This is a genomic window from Embleya sp. NPDC020886, assembly GCF_044333915.1.
Lineage (GTDB): Bacteria > Actinomycetota > Actinomycetes > Streptomycetales > Streptomycetaceae > Embleya.
In genome coordinates this window covers 600,859-619,563 of the sequence record NZ_JBIRRX010000002.1, presented here as the reverse complement: position 1 = coordinate 619,563, position 18,705 = coordinate 600,859, and the positions used below count along the sequence as shown (strand labels likewise).

The 18,705-nt window shown below is 71.0% G+C and carries 20 protein-coding genes; 8 read left to right on the top strand and 12 right to left on the bottom strand.

From position 1 onward, the window contains the following. Positions 1-374: 374 nt before the first annotated feature. Complete coding sequence (locus ACH4U8_RS09500) at positions 375-785, top strand: RidA family protein (RefSeq protein WP_395776540.1); 411 nt, start codon at positions 375-377, stop codon at positions 783-785. A gap of 86 nt (positions 786-871) precedes the next feature. On the opposite strand, the gene ACH4U8_RS09495 is transcribed toward ACH4U8_RS09500, so the two are convergent. Further along, positions 872-1,114 carry a hypothetical protein gene (locus ACH4U8_RS09495; RefSeq protein ID WP_360322026.1) on the bottom strand — a complete coding sequence of 81 codons (243 nt, stop codon included), beginning with the start codon at positions 1,112-1,114 and terminating at the stop codon, positions 872-874. A gap of 189 nt (positions 1,115-1,303) precedes the next feature. Here ACH4U8_RS09495 and ACH4U8_RS09490 point away from each other — a divergent pair, with 189 nt between their 5' ends. Next, positions 1,304-2,698 carry a hypothetical protein gene (locus tag ACH4U8_RS09490; RefSeq protein WP_395776538.1) on the top strand — a complete coding sequence of 465 codons (1,395 nt, stop codon included), beginning with the start codon at positions 1,304-1,306 and terminating at the stop codon, positions 2,696-2,698. A 134-nt stretch (positions 2,699-2,832) separates the two neighbouring features. Here ACH4U8_RS09490 and ACH4U8_RS09485 read toward each other — a convergent pair whose 3' ends face one another. Continuing rightward, entirely contained in the window at positions 2,833-3,321 is a 489-nt protein-coding gene (locus ACH4U8_RS09485; RefSeq protein WP_395776536.1) for a hypothetical protein, read from the bottom strand. 249 nt (positions 3,322-3,570) lie between these two features. Further along, positions 3,571-5,085 (bottom strand): M1 family metallopeptidase, encoded by a 1,515-nt coding sequence (locus tag ACH4U8_RS09480; protein WP_395776534.1) that lies wholly within the window; start codon positions 5,083-5,085, stop codon positions 3,571-3,573. 83 nt (positions 5,086-5,168) lie between these two features. On the opposite strand from ACH4U8_RS09480, the gene ACH4U8_RS09475 reads away from it, so the two are divergent. After that, positions 5,169-5,471, top strand: coding sequence for a hypothetical protein (locus tag ACH4U8_RS09475; RefSeq protein WP_395776532.1), 303 nt, complete (start codon positions 5,169-5,171; stop codon positions 5,469-5,471). A gap of 231 nt (positions 5,472-5,702) precedes the next feature. On the opposite strand, the gene ACH4U8_RS09470 is transcribed toward ACH4U8_RS09475, so the two are convergent. Continuing rightward, a complete protein-coding gene (locus ACH4U8_RS09470; RefSeq protein ID WP_395776530.1) occupies positions 5,703-6,539 on the bottom strand; it encodes a helix-turn-helix domain-containing protein in 837 nt (278 codons plus the stop codon). 99 nt (positions 6,540-6,638) lie between these two features. Here ACH4U8_RS09470 and ACH4U8_RS09465 point away from each other — a divergent pair, with 99 nt between their 5' ends. Together ACH4U8_RS09465 and ACH4U8_RS09460 are read left to right on the top strand one after the other, a co-directional pair. Then, the gene (locus tag ACH4U8_RS09465) at positions 6,639-7,241 is read left to right on the top strand and encodes an NADPH-dependent FMN reductase (RefSeq protein ID WP_395776528.1); all 603 of its coding nucleotides are present in this window, start codon (positions 6,639-6,641) and stop codon (positions 7,239-7,241) included. A 267-nt stretch (positions 7,242-7,508) separates the two neighbouring features. Next, a complete protein-coding gene (locus ACH4U8_RS09460; RefSeq protein WP_395776526.1) occupies positions 7,509-7,733 on the top strand; it encodes a hypothetical protein in 225 nt (74 codons plus the stop codon). Positions 7,734-7,819: 86 nt separating this feature from the next. Here ACH4U8_RS09460 and argF read toward each other — a convergent pair whose 3' ends face one another. Continuing rightward, positions 7,820-8,809: an ornithine carbamoyltransferase gene (gene argF, locus ACH4U8_RS09455; RefSeq protein WP_360321974.1), complete on the bottom strand. Its 990-nt coding sequence runs from the start codon at positions 8,807-8,809 to the stop codon at positions 7,820-7,822. Positions 8,810-9,047: 238 nt separating this feature from the next. Here argF and ACH4U8_RS09450 point away from each other — a divergent pair, with 238 nt between their 5' ends. Continuing rightward, the gene (locus tag ACH4U8_RS09450; protein WP_380018120.1) at positions 9,048-10,181 is read left to right on the top strand and encodes a glutamate--cysteine ligase; all 1,134 of its coding nucleotides are present in this window, start codon (positions 9,048-9,050) and stop codon (positions 10,179-10,181) included. A 62-nt stretch (positions 10,182-10,243) separates the two neighbouring features. Here the strand turns inward: ACH4U8_RS09450 and ACH4U8_RS09445 are convergent, their stop codons facing one another. From ACH4U8_RS09445 to ACH4U8_RS09425, 5 genes are all read right to left on the bottom strand, one after another. Beyond that, positions 10,244-10,678, bottom strand: coding sequence for a VOC family protein (locus ACH4U8_RS09445; RefSeq protein ID WP_395776524.1), 435 nt, complete (start codon positions 10,676-10,678; stop codon positions 10,244-10,246). 178 nt (positions 10,679-10,856) lie between these two features. Beyond that, positions 10,857-11,048: a hypothetical protein gene (locus ACH4U8_RS09440; RefSeq protein ID WP_395776522.1), complete on the bottom strand. Its 192-nt coding sequence runs from the start codon at positions 11,046-11,048 to the stop codon at positions 10,857-10,859. 393 nt (positions 11,049-11,441) lie between these two features. Beyond that, positions 11,442-12,086, bottom strand: coding sequence for a dihydrofolate reductase family protein (locus tag ACH4U8_RS09435; protein WP_360321983.1), 645 nt, complete (start codon positions 12,084-12,086; stop codon positions 11,442-11,444). Between the two features lie 338 nt (positions 12,087-12,424). Next, positions 12,425-13,081 carry a tetratricopeptide repeat protein gene (locus ACH4U8_RS09430; protein WP_395776520.1) on the bottom strand — a complete coding sequence of 219 codons (657 nt, stop codon included), beginning with the start codon at positions 13,079-13,081 and terminating at the stop codon, positions 12,425-12,427. Positions 13,082-13,378: 297 nt separating this feature from the next. Next, on the bottom strand, positions 13,379-13,609 hold the full coding sequence (locus tag ACH4U8_RS09425) for a hypothetical protein (RefSeq protein ID WP_395776518.1): 231 nt from the start codon (positions 13,607-13,609) through the stop codon (positions 13,379-13,381). Between the two features lie 27 nt (positions 13,610-13,636). Here ACH4U8_RS09425 and ACH4U8_RS09420 point away from each other — a divergent pair, with 27 nt between their 5' ends. After that, entirely contained in the window at positions 13,637-14,257 is a 621-nt protein-coding gene (locus ACH4U8_RS09420; RefSeq protein WP_395776516.1) for a sugar-binding protein, read from the top strand. A gap of 259 nt (positions 14,258-14,516) precedes the next feature. After that, positions 14,517-15,689, top strand: a complete 1,173-nt coding sequence (locus tag ACH4U8_RS09415) for an ATP-binding protein (protein WP_395776514.1) — start codon at positions 14,517-14,519, stop codon at positions 15,687-15,689. A gap of 100 nt (positions 15,690-15,789) precedes the next feature. Here ACH4U8_RS09415 and ACH4U8_RS09410 read toward each other — a convergent pair whose 3' ends face one another. Together ACH4U8_RS09410 and ACH4U8_RS09405 are read right to left on the bottom strand one after the other, a co-directional pair. Beyond that, on the bottom strand, positions 15,790-17,832 hold the full coding sequence (locus ACH4U8_RS09410) for an acetoacetate--CoA ligase (protein ID WP_395776512.1): 2,043 nt from the start codon (positions 17,830-17,832) through the stop codon (positions 15,790-15,792). After that, entirely contained in the window at positions 17,829-18,698 is an 870-nt protein-coding gene (locus tag ACH4U8_RS09405) for a fumarylacetoacetate hydrolase family protein (RefSeq protein ID WP_360322000.1), read from the bottom strand. The genes ACH4U8_RS09410 and ACH4U8_RS09405 overlap by 4 nt, the downstream gene beginning before the upstream one ends. Positions 18,699-18,705 lie beyond the last annotated feature (7 nt).

Genomic DNA, 18,705 nt, shown 5'->3' with positions numbered 1-18,705 from the left:
AGTAGCCGAACGCACACGCCGAAGCGGGAGGACACCACCGGCCCGGCGCCGATGGCCCCCACCAGGGCCAACCCCCGGTGACGGATCTCGTCCGGGTCGATGCCCGGTACCGGACACGGTGCGACCTCCCTCAGGCCGGGGTCGCCGACGCGTTGTGGATCTGCGTAATGGGGACGTGTCGGCGTACCGACCCTCGAGTCGTCCGTGGGGGCCAGGCGAATGGTCCCGATGTCGGTGTGCCCGTCCCTCGCCGGGGTCTGCGGCAGGTGGTGCGTCACGTCGCTCGACTGCCCGAATACCCTGGCCCGTGCGGCAGTTGTGCAGCCCTGCCAGGATGTGCATACCCGACAACCCGCAGAAAGGACCCGAAACCCATGGTTCGCGCCGTCACCCTCATCCGCTCCGCCTCCCTGTCCGACGTTGCCGAGTACGCCTACGCAGCCACCGCCCCCGCCGACGCTCGCCTGATCTTCCTCGCCGGGGCGTGTCCCCTGAACGAGGACGGTTCGACGGCAGCGATCGGCGACTACGCAGGTCAGGCACTCAAAGCCGTCGAGAACATGCGGGTTGCTCTCGCAGCCGCCGGCGCGTCGCTCCAGGACGTCATCAATACAAGAGTTCTCGTCGCATCGGCCCGGCAAGAGGATCTGGTGGCTGCCTGGAAGGTGGTCCGAGAGGCGTTCGCCGACCACGACGTCCCCAGCACCTTGATGGGTGTCACCGTGCTCGGTTACGCCGATCAACTCGTCGAGATCGAGGCCGTCGCCGCCGTACTCGACTCCTGACCACGTGACGCGTGTCGGGTGTCAGAGGCAGATGTCGGGCTCCGACCAGGTCTGCGTCGCCCCTCCGCCATGGTCCTTGAAGTGAATCACCGTGCACTGGAAGTTCCGGCGGGTCTCATTGCCCACCGTGTACTGATAAGCCGGTGGGGTAGCGCGCCCATCCCGCCTCGCACCCAAGGGTGTTGCACAAGTAGTCGCCGATTGCTCCCCACACCGGCCAGGCGCCAGTAGATCGTTCCGTGCTCGAACCGCGTTCGTCGGCCGATCCCGTCGGGACCGACCAACTCGTCCGAGCGAGGGCACCCAAGTGCCCCGCCGATACCGCCCATCCGGATGTATCGCTGGTCGATCCCCACGACTTGCCGGTTGCGGGGGGAAATCGTGGTCGGTTGGGGGAGTTTCCGGCGCTTGGTCGCGGTGTGCGCCTAGCCTGGGAGAGCAGTCGGGGTGCGGGGAGTGTGCCTCGGCGACGGCGTTTCGGCGTGGGCTCGGGGGCGGGCCACGCGGGGGGCGGGGTCATGATCGTACTCGTCATGCGGACGATGGTCCGCTCGCAAATCCAGCATTGGCTCGTCTCCGCGACGCTGCTGGCCTGTGCGTGGGCTGCCCGGGAGGCGGCCGACGGTTCGGGACAGCCGCGCGGATACGAGCTTTTCGTACTTGCCGCCGTCGCCGTCTACGCGGCGCTCGCCATCGTGCTCGGTGCGTGGAGCAAGAAGGCGAAACCGAGCGGCACACCCGGCGATCACGTCAAGCGCGCGGCGGCCGAGGACGGGGCGAAGATCGCCAAGGGCGTCGCGCGGAAACTGGCGTGGACGGTCCTGGAGTCCAAGCTCCAGGCCGTCGCGCAAATCGCTTACGCGCTCGCGATGTTCCAGTTGCTCGTGCTCACGCTGCGCACCGAGGCACATGACAACGCGTCCGCCCTGGTCGGCGGGTTGTCGGCCGCGCTCGCGCTCCTGGCCGCCGCCGGCGCGTCGGTTCTGGCCCGGGGACTGCGCGAGGACGACGCGGACATGGTCGGCGCGGGGCTGATCGCCGTGGCCCTGGCCATGCTCGCGCTGATCGCGGCGGGTGCGGCCGTGCTGGTCCGGGTCGGCAACGTTTCCTTCGACGTCGCGCTGCCGGGCGGCCCGTCCGCGCAGGCGTACGGCATTGCCGCAGGCGTCCTGCTCGCGGGCGTCGTAGTCGCCGTCCTCATACGACTCGACGCGCCGGTTCGACGTGCGGCGGCCCTCGCCGGGCTGCTCGTCGCGGTGCCGGTGCTCGTCGTCGTGCTGGGCATCGAAGTCGTCGTACCGGCCTACACCGCAGCGACCGCCACGGTCTGGACCACATGGACCACCATCGGGGGACTGTTGCTGGTCGCGGCCGCCGGCTGCGCGTTCGCCGACGAGGAGGCGGCTCGATACCTCGGCGTGGCGGGCGGTGCCGTCATCGCGGCCGAGGTCGTCACCTGGGTTGCCGTCCGCCTCTACGCCGTCGCGATCACGAACGGCTGGACGATCGCCATCGCCGTCGCGGCCCTGCTCGCGGTCGGCGGCGTCGCCTGTGCGGCGCGTGAAGTCGGGCAGGCCGCCAGGGTGCTCTTCACCGTGGCCGGCGCGATCATGGCGGCCCTGCTCGTGGCGTGGGTCGCGACGGCCGTGTTCGCGTTCGTCGGCGGGCTGGTCGAGAGCATCACCGGCCATCTGGGCCTGGTCGGCACGATACTCACGTCCCTGCTGCTGATCGGCGGGCTCGGCGTGCTGATCGCGCAGTACGCCACGCACCGCTCCCTGGTCAGGTACGTCGAGGGCAACTACCTGATGCCCCCCACGATCACGTTCCACGAGCAGTGGCACTGGGGCCTCTACGCCGTGATCGCCGGCAGCGGCGCAGGGCTCGTCGTTGCGATCGTGGTCGCGTGGTGAGAGACGGGTGCCGACCGGCCGTTGCGCGGTAAGTCCGTTGCCTGGGAAAGGGGTTCGGCGTCGACCCAGGACCACACCGATGGTGGCGAACGTCGGGACGATGACGAGGAGCGCCCGGCCCGTCGATCCGGTGATCAGGTCGAGTACTCGCCGTTCCAGGGGTCGCAGAAGCCGAGGCCGTCGGGGTGGAGCTCGGCCCAGTCGTCTTCGTCCTCGTGCCCGCCGTGTTGCGAGATGACCAACCCGAACAGCACGTCGTCGACGATCAGTTGAAAGGGCCGGATGCCGATGCTCCGGAACTCTCGACGAGGCAGGGCGTCCAACAGCTCCGCCATCCGGGCTTCGGCGCGGGCCAGGACCGAGTCCGGGTCGCCGTGCTGTTGCTGCTGTTCGCGCCAGGTTCCCGCGCACCGGATATCGGAGTCGACGTGGTGACCCTCGACGTCGAACCGGTGCAGGACGACGTAAAGGCGTTTGGCGTCCTCCCAGCCTTCGCCGTGGCGATATCCCTCGGGGAAGGCGTAGGTGATCGAGGCGAGGAATTGGCCGTCCGCGAATCGGCCGATCGTGTCGGTCCGGTAGTCCGGCTCATATGCGATGGGGATGATCTCGGGAACGGCCATGGCGGGACCATAGCCGGAGTTCGGCGAACCCACCGCCCCGGGTCGACGACACCCGGCCGAGCCGACGCGGGCCGGCCGGACGACCCTCGCCCCCGGCGTGGCCGAATCGCTCCACCGCGAAGCGCACCGAACGGCCCGGCCGGCCGCTCACCCACGGACGGCCGGACCGTTCGGGAGTTCACCTCGAACGAACCGAACGAACCGAACGAACCGAATGCATCGAACGAACCGAACGCATCGAACGCACCGTCAATCCCGGTGCTCGTGCACCGTGTTGGTCTCCTGGATCTTCTTCCAGGACTTCGGCTCCGGCAGCACGTCCGCCGCAACGCTCCTCGCCGGGCTCGGCGCCACCACACCGGCCGACCCCGCTGCCGGCTTCGCCGCCGTGAACAGCCAGGTGTTCAGCAGCTCGCCCAGCGGCTTGCCGGAGATCCGTTCCGCGTACGCCTGGAAGTCCTGGATGGTGGCGTTGCCGTACTTGCGCTCGGTCGGCCACCCCTTCAGGATCCGGAAGAACGTCTCGTCCCCGACGGCGTTGCGCAGCGCCTGCACCGCCACCGCGCCCCGGTCGTAGACCGCGCCGGCGAACTGGTGGTCCGCGCCCGGGTCGCCCGGCTTGACGGTCCAGAACGCGTCGTCGGCCGGGTAGAGGTTGTAGACGTAGTCGGCCAACTCCTGGGCTGTGCCCTCGTTCTCGTGCTCGGACCACAACCACTGCGAGTACCGGGCGAAGCCCTCGTTCAGCCAGATGTCGCTCCAGCGCTGCACGGACACGCTGTCCCCGTACCACTGGTGCGCCAACTCGTGTACCACGACGGAGGTGTTGGCGCCCCGGGCGAACTGCGCGGGGCTGTAGAAGATCTGCCCCTGGGTCTCCAACGCGTACCCGGTGGGCACGTTGGGCACATAGCCCCCGACCGTGCCGAACGGGTACGCGCCGAAGTAGCCGCTCAGCCAGTCGACCAGTTCGCCGGTCCGCTCGACACTGGCCTGCGCCGCACCGGCGTTGGCACCGAGGTCCTTGCTGTACGCGGTGAGGACGGGCAGGCCGCCCGGGGTGGTGTCGGTGCGGATGTCGAACCGGCCGATCGCCAGCGTGGCCAGGTAGGTGGCCTGCGGCTTGGCCTGCCGGTAGTTGTAGCGCGTCCAGCCGGCGCGCGAACTCTGGGTCGAGGTGCCGTTGCTGATCACCTGCGTGCCGTCGGGCACCAGGACCGAGACGTCGAAGGTGGCCTTGTCGGTCGGGTGGTCGTTGCTCGGATACCACCAGGCCGCGCCCTCCGGCTCGTTGGCGGCGACGCCGCCGTCGGGGGTACGCAGCCAGGCCGACTGGCCGCCGCGCTCGACCTCCCCGGGCTTGTCGGCGTAGCGCACGACGACGGTGATCGGGCTGCCCTTGGCGATCACCCGGGCGGGGGTGATCTCCAGCTCGTGCTCACCGGTGCCGGCGAACTTGGCGGTACGGCCGTTGACCAGCACCTCCTTCACCTTGAGCACGAAGTCGAGGTTGAAGCGGGTGAGGTCCTGGGTCGCGGTGGCCAGGATGGTGGTGGTGCCCTCTAACTCGTCGGTGGCGGGCTGGTACTTGAGCCGGATGTCGTAGTGCGAGACGTCATAGCCGCCGTTGCCGGCGGTCGGGTAGTAGGGGTCGCCGATACCCGCCGCTCCCGGGCCGACCTGGGCGGCGGAAGCGGAGGCGGGGACGGACACGAGCAGGGCGAGCGCGCCGACGGCGGCAGAGACGATCAGCCTCTTGCGCACAGTGGTCCTCCACAGGGTCACTGGGAAAACGGGTCGGATCGATCCTTGTCCCGACGGGCCCCGTCCTACGCCCGGACGATCGGATGTTCACCGGAAGAAAGCAAGCCGAAATAACGGCGCAGCGACCCGGACCACCCTGCGGCCCCATCGCAGCAACATGGTGGGCCGAGAGAAGGCGCGGCGGGAAGCGCTCGGGAAACCGAGCGCACGACGCCGCCGCAGGCGTGATCGGGCTGATCGCCGCGACACTCGCGGTCGAGCACGGCGCCGTCCCGCCGACGCTGCACTTCACCGAGCTCAACCGGGAGGCACCGGCGGCGACCGAGGCTTTCGCCGTCAACTCATCCCGCTCGGCGCGCTCCTGGGCGGCACGCTCGGCAGCCTGATCGGCGTCCGCCCCACCTTGTGGATCGTCGGCGTCGCCGGCCTGTTCTCCTGCGTCCCGCTCCTCTTCGCACCCGTGCGCACCCTACGACTCATGCCCACCGCCCCAACCCCGGCCCCGGCCCCCGAAACGCCGACCGCCCCCTGCCCGCACAGTAGTCACGCACCACCCCGCCCCGGCAGCGGACCGCAGCCGTCCGCTGCCACCGGGCCGGACGTGCCAGGGTGGCGGGTCAGGAGATGGCGCGGAGGCGGTTGTCGGGGCGGTGGCGGAGCTGGTCGACGGCCTGGGCCGTGCTTTCGTCCGCCGGGAGGAAGACGACCAACTGTTGGGCGTCCGAGGGGAGTTCGAGTGTCTCGCGGATCAGCCGGAGTTCGCTTCCCGAGGGGTGGTTGAGCCTGAGGGCGCCGCGTCGTGGCACGACTTGGCGGTTCATCCGCCGGGTGAACTCGGGGCCGGCCGCTGGCGCGAGTTCCGCGCTGAGCCACTGGAAGTTCTCGGCGGACGGGCCGAGCCACAGGTCGAACGCCTGCTCGTCGGCGACGTCTTCCCAATCGGCGAAGAACGTCCGGGCGCGGGGATCGGTGAAAACGTAGCTCGTGAGGTTCGCGGCGTCGCCGTCGAGCAGTCCCGTTTCGGCCATGATCGATGCGTAGGCGCCGGTGTAGGCCAGGAGGTCGCCCACTCGGTTGGTCACCAGGGCGATGCCGGGTTCGAGGAGGCGGAGGGTCGCCAGGACCGCAGGACGCACATCGCGGGGCGGTGGCTCCGGACGGGTGTGGGTGGGGCACTCCCCCGAGACGATCTTCGCGAGGTAGCGCAGGTGGTTGCGTTCCGCCGGGTCGAGGCTCAGGGCGTCGGCCACCGCGTTCAGCACCGCGGCCGAGGGGTTGCGGTCGCGGCCCTGCTCGATGCGGGTCAGGTATTCGACGCTGATACCCGCGCGTGCCGCGACGTCCGAGCGGCGCAGCCCGGGCGCGCGGCGGCGGCCGTGATCCGTGATCCCCAGCGAGGCCGGCTGCACGCTGTCGCGCTTGGCGCGGATGAAGTCCCCCAACGGCGTACCCATGCCTCCGAGCATAGGGCGATTGCCGCGCGCGGTCGGCAGGGTGGCCCTGCCGGGGCCGGCCCGAGCACGGTCTGGTTGTGCTCCCGGCGCGGCCCGACGATGGTGGGCATGGAGAACAAGCACAAGCTCGCGATCATCATCGGAAGCGTCCGGGAAGGACGGTTCGGCCCGGTCGTCGCCTCGTGGGTCGCCGCCCAGGCCGACGCGCACGGCGGTTTCGACGTCGACATCGTCGACCTGGCCGACATCGACATCCCGCTGTCCCTGCCCGCCGCGTCGCCGAAGGTCACCGGCGACGACTACCCCCGCCCGGCCGGAATGGCGGCCCTGACCTCGGCGTTGGCGGACGCCGACGCGTTCGTCCTGGTCACCCCGGAGTACAACCACAGTTACCCGGCATCGTTGAAGGCGGCCATCGACTGGCACTTCACCCAGTGGACGGCCAAGCCCGTCGCGTTCGTCAGCTACGGCGGCGCGGCCGGCGGCCGGCACGCCGTACTGCACCTGGAGAACGTGCTCTCCGAGCTGCACGCGGTGACGATTCGCGACGGCCTCGCGTTCCCCGACTACTTCACCGCATGGCAGGACGGCAGCCCCACCGACCCCGAGGCGGCCGGGTACGCCAAAGCCCTCTTCGAGCAGTTGGCGTGGTGGGCCGGGGCCCTGCGCTCGGCTCGCCGGGCCGCTCCGTATCCGGCGTGAGGACGGCGACGCTCGTGAGTGGGTCGACGAGCGTTGGTGCGTCAGTGGGTCGGCGAGCGTGAGTGCGTCGACGACGGCGTGAACACAGCGCCGGGGAAGGCCGATTCCGCAGGTCGGTTCGGATCGCGTTCGGGTGCATGGCATGCGCCGATCCGACCCGCGGGCGGACGCCCCTGTCGGTTCCGGCATCGGTGCACCCGGAGGGGGCGGCCTTCGGTGCACCGGATCCGGTGGTGGACGTCGGACGGTACTGGGACCATGTCGCGCATGGACAAGCCGCTTCCGCCGCCCGCAGACCTGGCCCGGATCATCCGGGCCGCCACCTCCGACGCCACGTCCCTGGCCGACGACGCCGCGCTGCTCGTCGAGCCCGGCCGCACCGCCCGCGAGCAGGCCCTCGAACGGCTCCGAGCCGCCCGCAGGAACGGCGAGTTCGCGGCGACCCCCGACGAGGCCGGATCCGGGGCGGCCACCGAGCCGGATCGCCCGTGACGCCGCCTTCGGGGTGACCCGCGTGCCCGCGCCTCGCTCGGACCGCGGCCCGCCCACCCCCGCGGAGCCGGGCGGGCCGGTTCACCTCACCCGCGCGCCCGGGAGCCCGTGACGAGGGTGTGGAGGACGGCTTGGCTGGTGGGGAGTCGGTTCGCGGCTTGGCGCCAGGCGAGGCATCGGGGGCCGTCGAGAACGTCGGAGGTGATCTCCTCGCCGCGTACCGCCGGCAGGCAGTGCAGGACGGTGGCCTCGGCGTCGGCGTGGGCAAGGAGTTCGCGGTCGACCCGGTAGGACGCGAACACCCGGGCGCGTAGCGCGCTTTCGTTCTTCCTGTCCATCGGGACCCACACCTCGGCGTAGACCGCGCGGGCGCCGCGGACCGCCTCCGCAGGCTCGATGACCACGTTGACGGAGCCGCCGGTCGTCCGCATCGTCGCGCGGGCCCGGGCCAGGACGTCCGGGTCGGGGTCGTACCCGGGCGGGTGGGCGATGTTCAGGTGCATTCCGGTGGCGGCGCACGCCTCCGTGAACGAGTTGCAGGTGTTGCCTCGGGCGTCGCCGACGAATGCCGCGGTCAGTCCGCGGAGGCTGCCGAAGTGCTCGGTGAGGGCCAGGAGATCGGCGAGCGACTGGCACGGGTGGTGCGTGTTCGACAGGGCGTTGACGACCGGGATCGAGGCGTGGTCGGCGAGTTCCTCGACCACGTCGTGCCCGTGGGTGCGCACGGTGACGGCGTCGAGGTAGGAGGAGAGCACCCGGGCGGTGTCCGCGACGGACTCACCGTGTCCGAGTTGCATCTCTTCTCGGCTCAGCAGCACGGCGGTCATGCCCAGCCGGTGGGCGGCGACGGCGAGCGAGACACGGGTACGGGTCGAGGGCTTCTCGAAGACGCAGCCCACGGCGCCGCCGCGCAGGGTGTCCTGCCAGCCGAGGGGGTCCTGTTTCATTCTCCGTGCCAGTTCCAGGATGTCGACCAGCGCGGTCGGCTCCAGGTCCGCGACCCGCAGCAGGTCCTTCGGCGTGGCGTCGCGGCCGGCGGGCTCGGACGGGCTCGTCGACGTGTGCACGTTCGTCATCGCACGCCTTCGGGTCGGGAAAGGGGTCGTCGCTCCGACCAGCATGCGATGCGGCCGTCGTCGGGGCATGCCGGCGGACGCGGTCGGGTGAACATGGGCCGGATCGGTGGTCTTCGTGTCGACCACGACGCCAGGGGGCACCGTCTCGCCGAACACGGGTTCGCGGCGCATGGCGCAGCGCGGGCGTCCGGGCGAAGGGACGGCACACGAGATGGCGGCAACCACGGACGGTCCCACGATGGGTGTCGAGGAGGAGTACTTCCTCGTCGACCCCGCCGACGGCACCGTCGCGACCGGCGGCTCGCGCGTCCTGGCCCGGGCCCGGGGCACGCTCGGCGACCTGGTCTCGGGCGAATTGACCGAGTACCAGATCGAGGCCAAGACCCCACCGTGCGCCGGTCTGGGCGAACTGGCGTTCCATCTGGCCCGGATGCGCGCCGCCGTGGTGCACGCGGCGGGCGCCGAGGGCTTGGCGGTGGCCGCGTCGGGCACCCCGATCCTGGGGGCGCGCGAGCCGGTACCCATTCGCCCCGATCCGCGCTACCGCGACGGTCTGGAGGAGTTTCGCGCGCTGAACGACACCTACGCGCTGTGCGCCCTGCACGTCCACGTCCACGTGCCCGACCGCGAGCACGCGGTGCTGGTCTCCAACCACCTGCGACCCTGGCTGCCGACCCTGGTGGCGATGGCGGCGAACTCGCCGTTCTGGGCGGGCCGAGACAGCGGATACGCGAGTTGGCGCACGATCGCGGGAGCGCGGTGGCCGGTGTCCGGGCCGCCGCCGTACTTCTTCTCGCTCGAACACCACGATCAGCTCGCCGACACACTGCGCGAGAGCGGGGCGGCCCTGGGCGAGCGCACGCTGTTCTGGGACGTGCGTCCGTGTGCGCACCTGCCGACCGTCGAGATCCGCGCGATGGACGTCACCGCCGATGTCGACGAGACCGCCGCACTGGCCGTGCTGGTCCGGGCCCTGGTCCTTCGCGCCCTGGAACGTGTACGGCGCGGGGACCCGGGCCCGCCGTTGGCGGAGCCGGTGCTGCGGGCCGCTTACTGGCGTTCCGCCCGGGACGGATGGTCCGGCCACGGCCTGGACCCGTGCAGCGGGCGACTCCTGCCCGCCGCGACCCTGGTCCGGCGACTGCGCGACCACGCCCTGCCGGTGATCGAGGCGCTCGGCGAACTCCCGACGGTGACTGCGGTCCTCGACCGTCAGGCGAGCGCGGGCGGCGGCGCCGAACGCCAACGCGCGGCCTTCGCCCGCCGCCGCGACCTGCGCCACGTGGCGGACCACCTCGTCGCCCACACCGCACGCCCCGGCGAGGCCCCCACGGCCCTGCCGCATCCCGACCTCGTGCCACGATCGGGGTGAGCGTCACCACGGACGCCGGGGGCGCGGTGCCGGTCGGGGCCCCGGGCATCCGGGCCGGGCGCTCAGTCGAGACAGAACTCGTTGCCCTCGATGTCCTGCATCACGAGGCACGACTCGTTGTCCTCATCGGCAACCAGTAGCTGCACCCGGACCGCGCCGAGCGGGACCAGTCGTGCGCACTCGGCCTCGAGTGCGGCCAGGCGCTCCGCACCCACGAGTCCGGTGCCGACCCGCACGTCGAGATGCACCCGATTCTTGACGACCTTGCCTTCGGGAACGCGCTGGAAGTACAACCGCGCACCCACACCCGAGGGATCGGCACAGGAGAATGACGAATCCCGCTGCTCGGGGGGCAGCGAGCGATTGAAATCGTCCCAAGTGGCAAACCCCTGCGGCGGCGACGATACGACGTACCCCAACACCTCGCACCAGAAACGAGCGAGGCGCTCGGGTTCCGCGCAGTCGAAGGTGACCTGAAACTGCCTGATCGACGTCATCCGCCCACCGTATGGGCGCGGGCCGTGCACCGAACCCCCGGGGGGTGCCTTCGGGGTGTGGTCCCGTTCTGCTGCTGCGTATGGGGCGTAGGCTCGGGCGTCTCGTCGGGGCGTGGCGGATCTCGCCCGTGTCGCGGGCGCGTGGCTGGAACGAGCATTCGTCGGTGTGCAACGTGGATCACGAGGCGGCTGCGGGGGCGGCGATCGCGAAACTGATGGCGGCGTATCCGCGTCTGGCCCGGGAGTCCGGTGCGCACTCGGCGTTGGCGGGCTGCGCGGACGTGGTGTGGTCGGCGATCCCCGGCTGCCCGAGGACATCCCGGTCGTACTGCGTGGTCTCGCCGACCCCGACGCGGCCGGGGAGGCCCAACGAGCTCCGGGTCGGGTGGTGATGGCCGGTCCGCTGAGCATCGGCATGGCGATGCCGGCGGTGTTGCCGTTCCTGCTGCGTCTGGCGGCCGATCCCGAAGTGCCCTGTCGGGGCGAGGTGTTCGGCCCGGTGCTGGTGGCCGCCGGTTCGTCCGAGGCGTCCGACCGACCCCGACAACGCATACTCCCAGGCGATCGACGGCCGCGAGGAGGATCACCCCGAACGTGCGCTGTGCCGCGCCGCGTTCACCTCCTCCGATGCAACATGGGTCCGACGACTCCGCGACGACGAAGCCCTCTTGATCGAAATCGGGCCATACCCCGAAGTGTCGAGCCGCGTACCGCCCGGGGCCGCGTCGCGGCTTCCGGGCGGTACGCGTGCAGGGGGGTTGTGTCACTTTCGCCAGAACAGGTGGTGGGAGACGCCGCTCGGGCTGGGCACGACCTCCAGATGGAACCGGTCGAGCAACTCGTCGGGGGATCCCCACAGGCGTAGTCCGGAGCCGAGTTTCACCGGCGAGACCACCACGTGCATGGTGTCGACGAGGTCGGCGTCGAGGAACTCCCGGATGACGGTGACCCCGCCGCCGAGTCGCACGTCCTTGCCCTGCGCCGCCTCCCGCGCCTGTTCGAGGACGGTGGCCGGGTCGGCGTCGACGAAGTGGAACGTGGTGTCGGAGAGCGAGAAGGACGGACGCGTGTGGTGGGTCATGACGAACACCGGGGTACGGAAAGGGGGTTCGTCGCCCCACCAGCCACGCCACTCGTAGTCCTGCCAGGGCCCGCGCTGCGGCCCGAACTTGTTGCGGCCCATGATCTCGGCACCGATGTTGTGGTTGTAGTCCCGCGTGAGGTAGTCGTCCAGACCTCGACTGCCTCCCGGGTCGGTACGCATGGGCCAGCTCGCCGTGGCACCGGCCCAGGCGAACAGCCGTGCGGGATCGACGTGACCGAACGGATGCTCGAGGCTCTGATCCTCACCGGCACCGATGCCGTCCTGCGAGATGTTGAAATTCTGGACTTTCAGTAGCTGAGTCACGTGTTCCTCCTGTGCTGACGACAACGGTGGCGGGTCCCCGTCCGGAAGCGGTCGGCGCCCCGACGGATGCCCTTCCCGCTGCGGATCCGCGCGGCTCGGCTCGGCCGATGTCGTTCGAACAGGCTCGACCGGGCTCGCGCGCGTTGCTTTCACGGGTGGGTCGGAGTCGACTTCCCGTTCTCGACATCGGGTCACGCGTTTTCCCGAAGAATCTTTCGGGCCCGCTCTTCACCACGGCCCGCCCGGCGCGGATCGGCCCGGCGAGTCGGGTCCCGGGCAACGGGCGGCGCAGCGCAACGGCCCGACCCCGGCAACGCGTGGTCGGGCCGTTGCCCCGGTCAGCGGATGTTCGCCTGGGCCTCCTCGATCTGGAGCACGATGTTGTGTGCCCCGTGCGCCCGCGCCAGCGTGTGGGCCTCGGCCAGGATCGCCGCCGCGTCGTCGTGGCGCCCCTCGGCGGCGGCGATGTAGCCCAGGCCCACCATGTTCGACGCGACGCCGTCGAGCAGTCCGATCTCCCGGCGAATCTCGGACGACGCGGTCAGGTGTTCCCGAGCCGACACCAGGCGACCGGCGGCGTGGTCGGCGATGCCCAGGTGCCGAATTGCCTCGGCCCGGGTCTCCTGGTCCCCGACCCTCGCCGCGAGTTCGCGGGCGCGTTCGAGCAGGGGTACGGCCGTGTCGTGGTCGCGTCGTACGACCTGATGCACGATACCGATCCAGAACAACGACTCGCCTTCACCACGCACATCGCCCAATCCCCGGAACAACGCCAACGCGCGCTCGAAGGCCGCCAGTTCGGCCGGATCCTCGGTCTCGTCCCCGGCCCGCCGCGCCAGGAACCGGCCGTGTCGGATACGTCCGCGCGCAAGGGCCAACTCGGCCTCCACCGCGTCCAGTTCACCATCGGCCTGGTCGAGCGCCGGGTGCTCTCCCCCCATCACACTGCGCCGATAGAGGTCCTGGGACCGTTCGATCCGAGCATCCACAACCATGCTTCGCCCCCGCGTCATCCGACCGTCGACGCGGGAAGCGCCCACAGTTCGTATCGAATGGATACACGGCCACCACCGTACCCACGGACCGGACCGACGTCCCGACCTCGCGCACACCGAGTGTGGCCTTGTCGAGGGACGAACACCCGCGTGGTGTACAGCGGTTGGCGAGGTGGCCTCGCACCGTCCGGGTGCACGCCGCCGTCGTGGCGCGGCGTGTACCCGGGTGTTCCCCCGCGCTCGCCCGGCCGGGCGAGAGTTTCGCGGACCGTCACGGCCTCGGTGGGCCCGGTCGAGTCAGGTGCACTTGTCGAACGTGGACTTCTCGTACCAGACGGTCTTCCAGTCCCCGCTGATCGACATGTTCCACTTGCCGTTCGAGGACCGCGAGAAGCCGATGTACTTGCCGTCGACCCCGACGTAACGGAAGCCGCCCTGGACGCCGCGGAGGAAGGTGGCGGCCTTGGTGAAGGTCTCACGGCCGACCTTGCCGTCGTCGTCCACATTCCAGTGCCGCTGCCACTTCACCGTGGCGTCCCTGGTCTTGCTTCCGAAGTGGCAGTCGATGTCCCCCCAGTTGAGGAAATCGCGGTCGAGGTCACCGACGACGCACAGGGGGCCGCGCTCCCGACCGCGGACTGCAAGCGGCACTGGCGCACCGACTCCGTCGAAATCGCCGTCGACCCGCGCGGCGACGCCGACGACACCTCCACCACCTTCAAGGCCGCGATCCTCCCCTTCACCGCCGAAGGCCCGGCCTGCGCCGCCCGGGACGCCGACCAACACCAGGGCCCCGCCGCCGACACCGCCCCCGGCCTGCACTGGGCCGCCGGCACGCACCCGCGCGGCTATACCGTCGAGGTGAGGATTCCACTGTCCGCCCTGCCCGGCACCGTGAACCCCGCCGCGCTGCGCGCGAACGTCCTGGTCTACGACTCCGACACCCCGGACCGAACCGGCCGGGCCCGGATCGCCTGGTCCACCTTCGGCAGCGCCCAGGCCGACCCGCACACCTGGGGACACACCCCGCTCGACGGGCCGGTCCTCGGACCATCCGGCCCCAGCGAACCGGTGATCGCCCTCGAAGCCACCGACAGCGCCGACTCGCCGGCAGCCGTCGAACAAAGCCACCGCACCGGAATCCCACTCGCGGTCGGCCCGTCGGGTCGTCGGTGAAGCGGACGGACGCGACGCTGGGGACCGGTCTGCGATACCGCGAAATTGGTGACCCTGTGTCCGCCGGAAACAGTGCCGCACACGGTCTCGACGGCCCCTCGGCCGCCCTCCGAAGCCGATCGCGGCCGTGGGGGTCGACCGCCTCCCGGCAGGCGCCGACGAGCCTCTGCACGCCTCCGGCAAACCGGCTCCGACCTGGTCCTTTCCTGGGATTCGCCTACGCTGGGGACTTCCGCCGCACACCCTGGGAGGGAACATCGTGAGTGGGGAAGCCATCGGGTACGACGCCGCCGGTATTCAGGTGCTGGAGGGGTGGGAAGCCGTTCGGAAACGGCCCGGGATGTACATCGGCTCGACGGATGAACGCGGCCTGCACCACTTGGTGTTCGAGGTGGCCGATCGGGCGGTGAACGAGATCCTGGCCGCTCGTTCCGGCTCCATCGACATCACTCTCACGCCCGACGGGGGCGTGTGTGTCGCCGACGACGGGCCGGGCGTTCCCCTCGACCGAGCGGAGGGCTCCGGCAGTCCCGGGCTCGAAGCCCTGCTCACCGGCATGCATGTCGGGGCGAGACCCGGCAACCGCCGCGACGTGGCGCTCGGCTTCTGCGGCGTGGGGCCCGCCGTCGTCAATGCCCTGTCGCGCCGAATGACGGCCGAGGTACGGCGCGAGGGAGTGCGCTGGGTCCAGGAGTACGCGCGCGGCGTGGCCGTCACCCCGCTCACCGAGGCGGGGGCAACAACCGGTAGCGGGACTGCCATTGCCTTCCGGCCCGACACCGATATCTTCGGGACCGCAGCGTACTCGTTCGATCGGCTGGCCGAGCGCTTCAGGGAACTGGCCTTCCTGAACCGGAGTTTGGACATCTCGCTGACCGATCGGCGCGACCCGGCCGCGTCCCGGTCGGAGCGGTTCCGATTCCCGGGCGGGGCACGGGACTTCGTTGTCTTCCTCGACGGCCACCCGACCGAGCCCGCGCCCACGGACGTCATCGCCTTCGAGCACGAGGACCCGCGGATGGCGGGGGTGCTGGAGGTGGCCTTGCGTTGGTACGGCTCCCGCGAGGGGCAGGTCCGGAGCTTCGTCAACAGTCGGCCCACCATCGACGGCACGCACGCGGGGGGCTTCCGCCACGGGGTGGTGGCCGCAGTCGACGCGTACGCACGGAAGCGACGGCTGCTCAAGGCAACGGACCCCGGCCTCGACACCGACCGGATCTGCGCCGGCCTGACGGCCGTCGTATCGGTGAAACTGGACCGTGTCGAGTTCGAGGGCGCCACGCTCGGCATGCTCGGCAATCCGGAAGTACACGGCTGCGTCGAACAGGCCGTCCGGGAACACCTCGGCAGGTGGCTGGAGGAACACCCGGAACGGGCCGCAGCCGTGCTCGACCGGATCATCCGGACGGACCACGGCGCCGACGACGATTGACCGACCACGGACCGCCCCGCCGGTGTCCACCTTTGGGCGGGACCGACGGGGCGACCGACAACGCCGGTGCCCCGGCCGGGTCGTCGGGGAATGGCCGGGGTCAGTCGGTGTCGGGGTGGCCGGTGTGTCGACCGGCCAGGCCGAGGTACCAGGCCAGGAGTGTGGGCTCGTCCACGCCGGCGGGGTCCACGGCCTCGTCGACGGGTGTGCCCTGGAGGATGCGCTTGATCGGGATTTCGAGCTTCTTTCCGGTGCGGGTGTGCGGGATGCCGGGAACGGCGTGGATGTCGTCGGGCAGGTGACGGGAGGAGACCTCGTCGCGGATCACCGCGTGGATGCGGGCCCGCAGGGCGGAGTCGAGCCGGGCACCCGCGGCGAGGGTGACGAAGAGCGGCATCCAGTAGGCGCCGTCCGGACCGTCCACGCCCACCACGAGCGCCTCGACGATCTCGGGGAGTGCTTCGACGGCCTGGTAGATGTCGGCGCTGCCCATGCGCACGCCGTTGCGGTTCAAGGTGGCGTCGGAGCGGCCGTGGACGAGGATGCCGCCGTGGGCGGTGACGGTGATCCGGTCCCCGTGCGTCCACACGCCCGGGTGGGTCGCGAAGTAGGCGCGGTGGTACCGGGATCCGTCGGGGTCGGCCCAGAAGGACACCGGCATCGAGGGCATCGGTTTGGTGATCACGAGTTCGCCGGGTCGATCCAGCACGGCCTGCCCGGACCCGTCCCACGCCGCCAGGGCCACGCCCAGACACGGCGCCGAGATCTCGCCGGCGCGGACGGGTACGGTCGGCACGCCGCCCGCGAAGCCGGTCACCACGTCGGTGCCGCCCGTGGTGGAGACCACCCGCACACGCGGCGAGACGTGTTCGGCCACCCAGTGGTGCGCCGAGGCGGGCAGGATCGCCCCGGTGGACCCGAGCAGCCGCAGCCGGGACAGGTCGTGGTCGATACCGGGACGGGTGTCGGCCCGGGCGCAGGCGAGCAGGTACGCCGGGCTGGTGCCCAGGACCGTGACGCCCAGGTCGGCCGCCACCGCCCAGAGCCCGTCGGCACTCGGCCGGGTCGGACTGCCGTCGTGGCACACCGTCGTCGCACCCGTGAGCAACGCGGAGACCTTGAGGTTCCACATCATCCAACTGGGCGTGGTGTACCAGAGGAAGCGGTCGCCCGGACGCAGGTCGAAGTGCAGCGAAAGGGTTTTGAGGTGCTCCAGCAGGACTCCTCCGTGGCCGTGCACGATGCCTTTGGGCAGGCCCGTGGTGCCGGAGGAGAACAGGATCCACAGGGGGTGCTCGAACGGAACGGCCACGGGCCGCAGGACGTGCTCGCCGGCACTCGCCTCGGCCCAGGTCAGGGTCTGCTCGGAGACCGGGCGATCCGCAGGATCCGCGGCTTCCCCCGAGTCCGCGAGTCGCTCGACCACGATGGTGGCACGCAGGTTCGGCAGGCCCGCGCGCAGCCGGGCCACCGCCGAGCGGCGATCCTGCGTCCTGCCCCCGTGGCGGTATCCGTCCGCGGTGACCAGGACGACCGGGTCGAGCTGCGCGAAGCGGTCGCGGGCGGCGGTCGGAGCGTAGTCCTGGCCGCACACCGACCAGGTCGCGCCCAGGCTCGCGGTGGCCAGGAACGCGATCACCGTCTCGGCGATGTCGGGCAGGTAGCCGACCACGCGGTCGCCGCGGCCGACGCCGAGCCCGTGCAGGGTCGCCGCGACGGCCGCCACCTGGCGACGCAGCTCCGCCCAGGAGAGTTCGCGGCGCACGGCGGTGCCGCCGTGGTCGGGCCCCGGCTCGCCCGCCTCGACGACGGCGGGCGTGTCGGGCGTGGCGTACCGGAAGACGTGGTCCACGTAATTGAGCGTGGCGCCGGGGAACCAACGCGCGTACGGCATCGGGTCGTCGGTGAGCACCTCGGCACCGACGCCCGCCGCCCGGATGTCGAACCAGGCCCAGACCGCGGCCCAGAATTCCGGCAGATGCTCCGTCGACCAGGTCTGTAGCGACCTGTAGTCGGACATCGGTTCGGCGTATCCCTCGGCCGTGAGCCACCGGGCGAACGCGGTGATGTTCGCGGCCTCGACGCTTTCCCGGTCCGGCGACGGGCGGGCGGTGGTCGGCTCGGGGTATCGGTCGAGGGTCATCGGGCCGGCTGCCGGGCGATCAGTGGATTGCGTAGCTCGCCGATGCCCTCGATGCGGCTGACCAGGGTCTCCCCCGGGCGCAGGAACCTGGGTGGGGTCCGGGCCGCGCCCACCCCGGCGGGGGTGCCGGTGAAGATCAGGTCGCCGGGGAGCAGCGGGCAGAACATCGAGAGCCTGGAGACGAGTTCGGCGACCGGGAAGATCATCCGGGCCGTCCGGTCGGCCTGGAGCACCTCGTCGCCGATCGAGCAAGCGATGCCGAGGTCGTCGGGATCGTCGAATTCGTCGGGAGTCACCAGCACGGGGCCGATCGGGCCGAATCCCGGATACGACTTGGCCAGGGCGAGTTGCAGCACCGGCAGGCTGAACTGCACGGCCCGCTCGGACAGATCCTGCCCGACCGTCAGGCCCGCGACATGGGCCCAGCCGTCCGCGACCGCGACGTGGTCGGCGCGTCGGCCGATCACCACGACCAGTTCCACCTCCCAGTCCACCGCCTCGCTCGGCAGCGTCACCGGGTCGTGCGGGCCGGTCAGGCAGCCGACGAACTTGCCGAACACCAGCGGGTCGGCCGGTGCCTCGATGCCCGCCTCGTCGGCGTGTTCGTGGTAGTTGGCCCCGATCGCGAACACCTGCCGAGGACGCGCCACCGGCGGCCCGACCCGGCGGTCGCCCAGGGGCACCGCGCTCGCGGGGTCGACCGTGTCCGCCCAGGCGCGAAACGTGTCCCACTGCTCGAAGAGCGAATCCGGTTCGGCCGGAAACCGGCCCGCGCTTGCCGTGTGCACGTCGATCGTCGCGTCGCCGGCGCCTTCGTGGGCCGGGACGAGGAGGCTTGCTCGTCCGTCGAGTGTGATCATCCGCATGATGCCC